A 10,220-nucleotide genomic window follows, 5' to 3' on the forward strand; every position below is an offset into this window, starting at 1 on the left:
CACATTGCCGCAGGTGAGAAAGCGCAGCAGTTCCTTGCGCTCGTGCTGGGCCAGGTAGGCGTGAATATCGGTTTCGATCAAGTCGGATTGGTGGGACATGGTCAGAAATACCCTTCCTTCTTCTTTTCTTCCATCGAGCCGGTGGAGTCATGGTCAATGACGCGGCCCTGACGCTCCGAGGTTCGGGTCAGCAGCATCTCCTGAATGATCTCGGGCAGCGTCGCTGCCGATGACTCCACCGCGCCCGTCAAGGGATAGCAGCCCAGGGTGCGGAAGCGCACCAGACGCATCTGCGGCTTCTCGTCCGACCCCAGGGGCATGCGCTCGTCATCCACCATGATCAGCACGCCGTCGCGCTCGACCACCGGCCGCTCCTTGGCGAAATACAGGGGAACGATGGGAATGTCCTCCAGGTAGATGTACTGCCACACGTCCAACTCCGTCCAGTTGGAAAGCGGAAACACCCGGATGCTCTCCCCCGGATTGACCTTGCCGTTGTACACATTCCACAGTTCCGGTCGCTGGTTCTTGGGATCCCAGCGGTGATGGCGGTCGCGGAAGGAATAGACCCGCTCCTTGGCCCGCGACTTCTCCTCGTCGCGGCGCGCCCCGCCGAACGCGGCGTCGAAACGGTACTTGTCCAGGGCCTGCTTCAGCGACTCGGTCTTCATGATGTCCGTGTGCTTCTTGCTGCCGTGGGTGAACGGGCCGATACCCTGGCGCACGCCCTCCTCATTGATGTGCACGATCAGGTCCAGCCCCAGCTCCGCCGCGCGCTGATCGCGGAACTGGATCATCTCACGGAATTTCCAGGTGGTGTCCACGTGCATCAAGGGAAATGGCGGCTTGCTGGGGTAGAATGCTTTCATCGCCAGATGCAGCATGACCGCGGAATCCTTGCCGATGGAATAGAGCATCACCGGCCGTTCGAATTCCGCCGCGACTTCGCGGATGATGTGGATGCTCTCCGCTTCCAGTTGCTTGAGGTGGGTTAGTTCGGGCGAGCCGACACGCGCCAGCCCAAGTGCCTTAACGGAAGCGATCTTCGCCATTGTCGAGCGCAGATCCCGAATTGTCTCGGAAGGCTCTTTGAGGTCACGCTGAAGTTGATTATGCATGGGTGTGCAGTCTCACGGTTGCATGGAAACAAAGGCCTGATTCTGGACTTCGCATCAACGCCATAGTCATCTCTCAGCTTTCCAGCCGAGGCTGGGCCGCCTTGGCAGGAGAATGAAAGTCTTGAATTGGTGGCACGTAGCCGGAGCGGACCGCGAAGTCGCCAAAATGTTCGCCCTCCAGGCGCTCGCACGAATAATGTTCGAGTATCGGCCTGAGTGCAGCCAACAGTTCGTCCTCATTTAGGCTTTCCTTGTAGAGACTGTTGAGGCGCGAGCCATCGAAGGCGGCGCCCAGATAGAGGTTGTAGCGCCCCGGCGATTTCCCAACCAGACCGATTTCGGCCAGAAATGGCCTAGCGCAGCCATTTGGGCAACCACTTACCCGCACCGAAATGGGTTCCTGCTGCAGACCAAACTCGGACAACAACGTCTCGAGGCGATCGACCCAAGACGGCAGCCACCGCTCGCTCTCGGCCATGGCCAGGCCACAGGTCGGAAAAGCAACGCAGGACATTGCCAGGCGCCGAACCTCAGTCCAGGCATCAGGAAGCGGAACACGGTGTTTGCGCAAAATGGCTTCGATACTGCGCTTGCGCTGTGCGTGTATCCTAGCGATGATCAGATTCTGGTTAGTGGTTAACCGGAAATCCCCCTCGTGGATCTCGGCGACCTTTCTGAGGGCGCTAAGCCATTCGACTTCCGGAGAGTCGCGCAGACGTCCGCTCATCACTCCAAGCGTGAGATGCCAGAAACCGTCAGCATCTTTGGCCCAGCCCAAGCGATCACCATTTCCATCGAAATGAAATTCGTGAGGCTCTTCCAGAGTCCACCCCATTCTTGTCGACAACTCCTTTCGAAACCACTCGATTCCCCGGTCCTCAATGGTGTATTTAAAGCGGGCGTGCCGCCTATTGATCCGATCCCCGAAATCCCGCTGAATTGCAATGGTCTGCTCAGCCACCTCCAGAATTCGGCTGATCGGAGCGTAACCGACCACGTCGGCCACACGCGGATGCGTGCCCAGATCGCCATGAGTCATGCCCATTCCACCGCCCACGCAAACATTGAACCCGACCAATTCGCCATCCTCGATAACGGCGATGAAGCCAAGATCCTGGGAAAACACGTCCACGTCGTTCCAAGGCGGCAGCGCCAGTCCAATTTTGAATTTACGCGGAAGGTAAGTACGGCCATAGAAGGGCTCTTCGGCAGCGGAATTGCCAACGATGTGCTCTCCATCCAGCCAGATCTCGTGATAAGCCTGGGTAGCAGGCAAAAAGCGATCACTGATTTCCCTGGCCAACCGATAAAGTGCGGCGTGATGCGGTGACAGATAAGGGTTGTTGTGGCAAACGACATTGCGGTTCACGTCGCCGCAAGCCGCAACGGTGCTTATCAGGGCATGATTGATTCCCGCGATGGTCATCTTCAGATGCCGCTTGATGACTCCGTGAAACTGGAAAGTCTGTCGTGTGGTGATCCTCAGCGATCCATGTCCATAGCGATGGGCCAGGTCATCCAATTGGAGCCACTGCTTGGGTGTGCACACACCACCCGGCATGCGCAACCGGATCAAAAAACTGAAAGCAGGTTCGAGTTTCTGCTTTTGGCGCTCGTTTCGCAGGTCTCGATCATCCTGCTGATATATTCCATGGAACTTGAGCAATTTGGCATCGGAAGGGGTAACCGCACCCGTAACCATATCAGCGAGACTGTCTGTGATCGTGCCGCGCAGATAAGCGCTTTCTGCCTTGAGGGCCTCATCTTCGCCGGGCGCCATGTTAGTTTCCACTGCGATTGGCCTCAATAAATATCTCGCTGATAACGTCCAGCAGTTTGCAGGCTGGCAACATATTCGGCCGCTGCGTCGCGATCGCGTCCAGACTCCAGAGCGACGACATCCAGTAAGGCCTCATGCACGTCCTTCGCCATGCGCTGCGCGTCTCCACAGACATAGAAATGAGCCCCTTCTTCCAGTCACGCAAAAAGTTCCCGACTGTTCTCACGCATGCGATGCTGGACATACACCTTGTCGTCCCCGTCACGGGAAAAGGCCACATCGATGCGAGCAAGCAAGCCCTTGCTCCGGTAGTCGAGCCATTCCTGCTGGTATAGAAAGTCGGTGTGAAACCGGCGATCTCCAAAAAACAGCCAGTTTTTGCCAGTATCCGCGGAGAACTCGCGCTCCGCCATGAAGGCACGAAACGGTGCCACGCCCGTTCCAGGCCCGATCATGATGACCGCGGTGCCGGGTTCTTTAGGCAGCCTGAAATTGGGATTGCTCTCAATGAAGACCGGAATCTGCTCGCCGTCCGCCACGCGGTCCGCAAGGTAGGTCGACGCCACCCCCTGTCGTTGCCGCCCTAACGACTCATAACGAACGGCCGCCACGGTCAGGTGCACTTCATCGGGACTGGCGTTGAAACTGGAGGCGATGGAGTAAAGGCGTGGCGGAAGCCTGCGCAGGAGCGCAACAAACTCTGATGGCGCTATCCCTTTCACGGGATAGGCCCTGACCACGTCGAGCAGATCACGCGCGCGCAGGTACTGTTGCAAATCAGCGCGCCCATCGTTCTCCAGCAGTTTCCGCAGTTCAGAGGCGTCGGAGAGATGCGCGTATTGCTCGAGGAGAGGTCGCGTCACTGTCGTGATTTCAAAAGCTTGCTCCAGCGCTTCGCGAAGCTTAACTTCCCTGCCCCCCGGCTCCGTCACTGTCGATTCCGCATCCAGCCCAAGCGCGGCAATGAGTTCATCGACCAAGTCAGGGCAATTGCGTGGAACCACTCCCAAGGCGTCGCCTGGCTCGTAACGCAGGCCGGAGCCTTCCAGAGAGAGTTCAATATGGCGCACTTCCTTGCTGGAGCCCCTGCCACTCAGACACAGGTTTTCAAGCAAGGCGGCATGAAAGGGACACTTCCGGGAATAATTCGGCGAGGCATGGTCGAGGGGACCAGATACCCCAGATTCCGGCACGGCGCTTTGATGTTGCGGCAGCGCCGCAAGCACCGCCTTCATCCACCGCTCTGCACTTTCCTCGTAATCGAGATCGCACTCGACGCGTTCGCAAAGTCGTTTCGCGCCCAGTGCCGCCAAGCGCTCATCGAAATCACGCCCCGTCTTGCAAAAGTGTTCGTAGCTGGTATCCCCCAACGCCAATACGGCAAACTGCAGTTGGGCGAGATTCGGCGCTTTGGCACTGAGCAGAAACTCATGCAGAACCCTGGCATTATCCGGCGGGTCACCCTCGCCGTAGGTGCTCACGACAAACAGGACAACATGTTCGCGTTTGAGTTGGGCGGACTTATAGCGGCCCATGGATTCGACTCGCACGCTTCGTCCGTGCCCCACCAACCGCCTCTGGAGTTCATGTGCAAGCTTCTCCGCATTTCCGGTTTGTGAGCCATATAGGACGGTCACGAGACCAGCCTCTTCAACTGCAACAGTTGCAGGCCTAGCATGAGTCTGTGCTCTTGCACCTGCCACCCCGGCGAGATACCCGCTTAGCCAAGTGAGTTGCTCCTGACTGCACTCCTGTGCCAATTGAGCAACCCATTCCCACTGTTGAGGGGTCAAAAGCACGCTGGAATGCGACATGGAAGCGAATACCTGGCCCGGCCCTGAGACTTGCGCTTCAATCCTCGGATACGACTGAAATCGTCAAGTGCGTACCGCACAACTCCGGCTCCAGGCCATGGTGAACTATGATGGCATTGGCGCAGGACTTGGCTTGTTCGACGTCGTCAAAAAAGGCGTTCAGGGTTCCCGCGGAATGAAATGCTTTGCCGCGAAATGCCCGCACCATGCGCTCCAATAGAATTTCCTTGCCCACGCTCTCCTTACGAACACTTCCGTCAGTCTGGAAGATTGTTCGTTGATGGCGTACCTGAACATAAACAGCGCCTGGCGCCAAAGGAACAAAATCGCTGAATTCGTAGATTCGTGCTGCGTCATTCGACGCCTGTGACTTAGCTGGATCTTTCAAGTCATTCATAGTCTGACCCCGGCGACCTGGTATTTCATTTCTTTGGCTAAAGACTGGCTGAAGCGACTATACCAGCCTTCAAATTCCCGACTTAGAACTTGTCGGGACAAGCTTATAACCCAAGCCTCCGACTCACTGCGAGTCGAAATCGGTCGATAGCGTGGGCGGGCAACTGTATTTATCTCGCCTCTCGACCTGCATAACCTTTCCGGCATGCACGACTATTTCCACAGATCCGAATCGCATGCCAGCGAGCGCATGCTCAATATGCTTTAGAAGAGCCTCATGTTGCTCCTGCTCCTGTCTGTCGCCGTGCCCGATTTTTGCTGCCATCTTTATCACTCCTCGGTTGATTGATCAGAATTCATAAGCCAAGCGGAAGTCGATGCGGTTCTCGCCAACACCCACCGTGCCCTGCTGGTAAAAGGGATAGCCCCAGTCAAATTCACCGACAAAATGGCGGAGAATTTGCGTCCGAAGGCCCAAGCCGGTAGCGGCAAGCTGATAGTGACTGGGGGTCGAGGGTAATGCGTCAAGAATCCACAGATAGGCCCAGTCAAAAAAGGCGTGCACGCGGAGGTTTTCCACAACGGTCCAATCCTCTGGCGTCAAACGAGGACTCTGCAGTTCCAGGGACAGATTGACGCCGTTATCTCCCAGCTGTTGGGTCTGGTGATAGCCACGCACGCTTTGTGGGCCGCCCACGGCGAACTGCTCGTTGCTGATCAAGGGCGAATTGGCCACCTGTGCCGACGCTCTGCCCAGCAAGCGCAGGTCATAGGGCAGCGCCTGCTGATGCTTTAATTCTGTCGTGAAGTAGAAGAATGCCGCCGAGGACTTGAAACGCTTGTCCTCGAATTCCTGCTGATCGTTTCCTAAGCCGCGAATGGAGAAATGCCCACCCAAGTTGATCGATGTCACCCGGTCTTCTCCCCGCCATGTTCCATCGTAAGCCACCGTAAACGGCACATAGCTGATCGGCGTATTGCCGGTATCCTGTCCCACGAGAGTCACGCCCTGGTCAAAATCTTTATAGTCGAATCCGGCGCTCAGGCTGTGCATGTAATCAGTGACAGCCGGAAGGGGTTTGACCAGCCGCGCGCCAAAGATAAGGCCCGTGCCAACCACCGAAGTCCCGCCCACCGCAGCCCCCAGATCGGTGTTCGAGCTGATTCCGATGCCATACATGGCGAGACGGGTGTCTGCAAGCCCAGTCGGCATCACGTAAGTGCCAGACCAAACCTCAACCTCGTCACTGTTTTCCGGTGATACCTGGTATTGCAGGGATGCGCTGTGAAACTTCTGCCATAGATTGTCGTAACGTAGCGAGCCGATCAGCCGGCTGCGGGTAGTAAACTCGGTATTGCGTCCGTTGAGCTCCAAGCCTCCATGCAGCGGCAGTTGGTCCTTGACTCGCATTTCGACCTCCATCTTTCCGGGCGTGGAACCGGCTCGAAAAATCGGGGTCACGCTGCGGTCGGCGGATTCCTCGGCCAACTTGGCCATCTGGGCCTCAACCGTTGGCATATGCGGCACCTGTCCCTCCTGCAGGGCTGGTACAGCCTCACGTATCTTGCCGAGGGAGTAATAGCGCGAACCGGTAACCTGGACCTGCTCGACGGTCCCTTCAACGACCTGCAGCCGCACAATGCCCCCATCGACGTCCTGCTCCGGAATCTCAACCAGAACGGTGGCATAGCCTTTTTGGTGGTAGGTGCTCTCAAGGGCTTGCCGGGCCTTTTCCACGTCGTCGATTGACTTGCCGGGCCCTACGAAGCGATAGACAGCATTCTCGATTTCCTCGGTTTCCAACACCGTATTTCCGTCGACCTGAAGGTCCATGAGGTCGAACCGTGGCTTTTCCTGCGCTTCATTGGACTCTACGGCCGATGGAGCACCTTCATTGGTAGGCTGTCCTGCCAAAGCCGGGCACATCAGCGCGGCCACCGTCAGTTCCAAGAAAACGAATAGACACACTCGACGCTGCTTAAAGTGTCCCCGAGGAGCGGCATCACTCATCGCCGTCATCCCCCTCGGTGTCGCCTTTTTCCTGCTCGGTGGGTTTACCTTTTTCCGTCCGAGCATCGAAGGGAGTCATCTGCAGCTGATCAATCTTGTAACGATACGATTGGCTTATGTTCTCCGTCTGGACCTTCGCGATGCCCGTGAAAGGTTCCGACTCGGCCAACTGATCCCAAAAACCTTTGTCGCGGTATTTCTCGACCACTTCCCGACCTGCGGCCACCAATCCGCGGTTCTGGTCGCCACACTTACCTATCCAAGCCTCTCGCTCCTCGACGGCTTTCAACAGTAACGTGTTGTCGGCTTGAATCAGCTTGGCTTTGCCAACAATTTCCTTCTGCCGCTGCAACAAGCTCGCCTCCTGCTGTTGGGCGCGCGCAAGCCGCAACTCAAGTGCGCCATTGGCATCGCGCAGCGAATCGGCAGCTGTCCTGTGACGGGCGAGCTCGGACTTGAGAGGCTCCAGTTCGCGAACCGTTGCCTCAAGCTTTTTGACCTGTTCCGCAAGCGCGGCCTTCTCAGCCTCCAATATGGCCTTTTCCTGACTAAGCTGCCGCAACATCCCCTGAGCCTTCCGCAGTACCTGCTGGGTCGCCGCATCCTGAGACTTGGGAGCTGAACTCGCGAGGCCGCAATTCGCCAACAAACACAGTCCCGCCAGCATCGCGGTGGTTCCTACGTGGTTTCTGAAGTGCCTGTCGATCACGCCTCACCCCCCATCAAAACCGTGCGTTTAGATCGACCGTGAGGGTGTCGACGCTGAGCGGAGGACCATCGATCGCATCGGTGCTAAACCAGCGCAGGTTGAACCAGGTATTGGTAGCCACAGCATAAGTCGCACCGATCACCCAACCCTCGGCGTCAGTGCCGCCTTCGTGGAAGACAGAATCCGTGAAAGCATCCAAGACCGAATCACGCTCGAGATAGCGGTAGGCGAAGTAGGCGCCCCAGTCGCCAAAGTGCCGGAGATCAGGCCGACCTATGTCCAATCGGACTTGGTAGGCGTTGGTCTTGGGTTCGATACGGTCCCCGAATTGGCGGAATATCTTCTCTTCGTCGAATCCTAGATTCTTGGCATAGTCGAAGGTCAGGAAAACGTGGGTGGGCGCGAAGTCCGCATAGTCAAACATCACGCTGGCATTGAAGATCTGAAAGCCGGATGCGAGACCAACCAAGCAGACATTTTGAGCCCCGAGAGAACCGGTGTTACAGGCTGGCTGGTTCTTGGCATCGTTGATGGCGACCAGGGAATTGCCCTTTTGCATGAACTCGGGCGCCGTCCAGTCATACTGTCGGCTTTCAAAGGCATTACGCCGCGCGCTGATATTTTTGTAATGGTAATAGGAGCCTTGCACGATCAAGCGAGACTGATCGAACACCAGCCAATCCGCCCCGATCTGCCCGCCGAACAGCCATTTGTCGGAACTTGAAAAGTCGACTTCCTGAATCGGGAAAACACCAGCCGTGGCAAAAACCGAATCAGGTTTCTGTTGTCCCATATTGACCCCGAACCGGCCCGTTGGATTAGGTGCGACATAGGTCTTGACGTCGCTGTCAGACTGGTTGAAAGGCCATCGAAGCGTTCCAGCGAATCCCTCGAAACTAAGGTCAGGGTCGTAAACCACATCCGATGAAACCCAAGGGTTAGCGATTCGACCTCCCGACAGGGTGAACCAATCATGCCCATCGCCGTCCACGTAGTCGTATTGCAGGAAGGCCCGATCAATCGCGAACTCCCATGACTGCCCCGTGTTGCCAAGAGTCTGATTGTTTGACACCGGACTGAACTGGTTACTGGTTGCGAAGCGGAATCCCGCCTTAATCTGCTCTGTGATTTGCGCGTCAAAGCCCAGCCTGAAGCGCTCGCGAAAGCGCGTACGGTCAATCCGGGTATTTAAGAAGGCTTGGTTGTCCGCGAGAGCCTGTGAAATGCCTCCGTCCTCGTTGATTTGCATCCAGTCGAAATATTGGGCATTGTCGCCCTGATAAAACTCGTCCGCGAACCGAAGTCGCATGTCGAAATAGGGTTTGATACGGCTCACCCAATCCGGAAGCGCGGCCGGTATGCCCCACTTTTCGTTCTTCGCCTGGGTTTTGACTTCACGCACCACTTCGTCGCGTAGTTCGGCTCGCACTTCGTCCCTGATCTCCTTTTTGACGATCTGCGGTACATAGGCCACGTGGACTGACTGCCCCTTCTTGTTGCCCGTGGACGCTGCAGACGAGTCACTTTTGGCGGCGGCGGCATCGTCGCGGGCGATTTCCTCACGCGCTTCCTTGACGGCTTGCGCCTTGGCATCCTTGATCATGGCATCGGCGCTGTCGCGATCCAAAACGCCTTTTTTTACCAACGCCTCGATCAAATTCAGGGTCGTATTTCGGTTAACCAGCGTGGCTTCGCGCTCATCGGCCTGCGCGGCCTGGGTGAGGGAGCCCGCAAGCAGAGCGGCAGCGGTGGTAGTAGCAATCTTCATTGGCTCGTCAAGTTATCTTGTAGGATGTTTCGTCAAATTCTCGAGGTAAGCCGCACGTGCAAAGGCTGCGGCATGTTGCCCGGCGGCGCCTTGCCGATGTTTACTCGAAGCTTGGTCAGCGCGGCACGAATTGCCTGATCGACCTCCTGCTTGCCACTGGCCCCGGACAATTCCACACGGTTGACTTGTCCCTCAGTTCCGACCCAGATTTCCAGGGTGACCGCGTAACTGCTTTTACGCGCCGGAGTCTCGGCCAATAGTTCGTGCAACTGATCCTCCAGCAAGCGCTTAACCTGCCCGCCATACCAAAGGATGGCGCTGCCGCCACCTCCCCCGATCAAGCCGCGACCGCCCTTCTTGCCCATTAGTCCGAAGGCATCGCCGCCGGCGCCGCCCTCGGCATCCACGCCCAGGTCTTCGCTCGGAGGGGCTTCTTCCGCTTCAGGCTGCTCCGGTTCTGGTTCAGGTTCCGGCTCCTCGATCTTCTCGGGCTCAGGCTCTGGCTCCGGCGGTTTTTGTTCCGGCGGCGGGGGCGGTGGTGGCGGCGGCGGCTGGATCACGGTGATCTGCTGCACCTGTTTCTTGGCCTGCGCCGGCTTCTCGAACAAGCCTTGCAGCAGGTAC

General features: G+C 57.2%; 10 protein-coding genes. All 10 read right to left on the bottom strand.

Annotated elements, in window-relative coordinates:
• Positions 1-101: 101 nt before the first annotated feature.
• Positions 102-1,118, bottom strand: a complete 1,017-nt coding sequence (cysD, locus tag EK23_RS20635; RefSeq protein WP_438941146.1) for a sulfate adenylyltransferase subunit CysD — start codon at positions 1,116-1,118, stop codon at positions 102-104.
• A 73-nt stretch (positions 1,119-1,191) separates the two neighbouring features.
• Complete coding sequence (gene cysI / locus EK23_RS20640) at positions 1,192-2,898, bottom strand: assimilatory sulfite reductase (NADPH) hemoprotein subunit (protein WP_045227299.1); 1,707 nt, start codon at positions 2,896-2,898, stop codon at positions 1,192-1,194.
• 23 nt (positions 2,899-2,921) lie between these two features.
• Positions 2,922-3,050, bottom strand: coding sequence for a hypothetical protein (locus tag EK23_RS24500; RefSeq protein ID WP_268748203.1), 129 nt, complete (start codon positions 3,048-3,050; stop codon positions 2,922-2,924).
• 45 nt (positions 3,051-3,095) lie between these two features.
• Positions 3,096-4,712 (bottom strand): diflavin oxidoreductase, encoded by a 1,617-nt coding sequence (locus EK23_RS20645; protein WP_200892209.1) that lies wholly within the window; start codon positions 4,710-4,712, stop codon positions 3,096-3,098.
• A gap of 37 nt (positions 4,713-4,749) precedes the next feature.
• A complete protein-coding gene (locus EK23_RS23540; RefSeq protein ID WP_145998774.1) occupies positions 4,750-5,109 on the bottom strand; it encodes a hypothetical protein in 360 nt (119 codons plus the stop codon).
• Positions 5,110-5,232: 123 nt separating this feature from the next.
• Positions 5,233-5,433 carry a YezD family protein gene (locus EK23_RS20655; RefSeq protein WP_045227301.1) on the bottom strand — a complete coding sequence of 67 codons (201 nt, stop codon included), beginning with the start codon at positions 5,431-5,433 and terminating at the stop codon, positions 5,233-5,235.
• A 24-nt stretch (positions 5,434-5,457) separates the two neighbouring features.
• On the bottom strand, positions 5,458-7,185 hold the full coding sequence (locus EK23_RS20660) for a ShlB/FhaC/HecB family hemolysin secretion/activation protein (protein ID WP_235282241.1): 1,728 nt from the start codon (positions 7,183-7,185) through the stop codon (positions 5,458-5,460).
• The gene (locus EK23_RS20665; protein ID WP_045227302.1) at positions 7,112-7,786 is read right to left on the bottom strand and encodes a hypothetical protein; all 675 of its coding nucleotides are present in this window, start codon (positions 7,784-7,786) and stop codon (positions 7,112-7,114) included. The genes EK23_RS20660 and EK23_RS20665 overlap by 74 nt, the downstream gene beginning before the upstream one ends.
• Before the next feature lie 55 nt (positions 7,787-7,841).
• A complete protein-coding gene (locus tag EK23_RS20670; RefSeq protein WP_045227303.1) occupies positions 7,842-9,596 on the bottom strand; it encodes a putative porin in 1,755 nt (584 codons plus the stop codon).
• 32 nt (positions 9,597-9,628) lie between these two features.
• Positions 9,629-10,220, bottom strand: a 592-nt coding sequence (locus EK23_RS24505; protein WP_045227304.1) for an energy transducer TonB family protein, incomplete at its 5' end; no start/stop codon positions are given.

It is taken from the genome of Methyloterricola oryzae (genome assembly GCF_000934725.1).
Taxonomy (GTDB): Bacteria; Pseudomonadota; Gammaproteobacteria; order Methylococcales; family Methylococcaceae; genus Methyloterricola; species Methyloterricola oryzae.

Coding starts and splice junctions, on each gene's coding strand:
- EK23_RS20665 (WP_045227302.1), bottom strand. CDS start 7,786: ATGCTGGCGGGACTGTGTTTGTTGGCGAATTGCGGCCTCGCGAGTTCA.
- EK23_RS23540 (WP_145998774.1), bottom strand. CDS start 5,109: ATGAATGACTTGAAAGATCCAGCTAAGTCACAGGCGTCGAATGACGCA.
- cysI (WP_045227299.1), bottom strand. CDS start 2,898: ATGGCGCCCGGCGAAGATGAGGCCCTCAAGGCAGAAAGCGCTTATCTG.
- EK23_RS24500 (WP_268748203.1), bottom strand. CDS start 3,050: ATGGCGAAGGACGTGCATGAGGCCTTACTGGATGTCGTCGCTCTGGAG.
- EK23_RS20645 (WP_200892209.1), bottom strand. CDS start 4,712: ATGTCGCATTCCAGCGTGCTTTTGACCCCTCAACAGTGGGAATGGGTT.
- EK23_RS20655 (WP_045227301.1), bottom strand. CDS start 5,433: ATGGCAGCAAAAATCGGGCACGGCGACAGACAGGAGCAGGAGCAACAT.
- EK23_RS20660 (WP_235282241.1), bottom strand. CDS start 7,185: ATGCTCGGACGGAAAAAGGTAAACCCACCGAGCAGGAAAAAGGCGACA.
- EK23_RS20670 (WP_045227303.1), bottom strand. CDS start 9,596: ATGAAGATTGCTACTACCACCGCTGCCGCTCTGCTTGCGGGCTCCCTC.
- cysD (WP_438941146.1), bottom strand. CDS start 1,118: ATGCATAATCAACTTCAGCGTGACCTCAAAGAGCCTTCCGAGACAATT.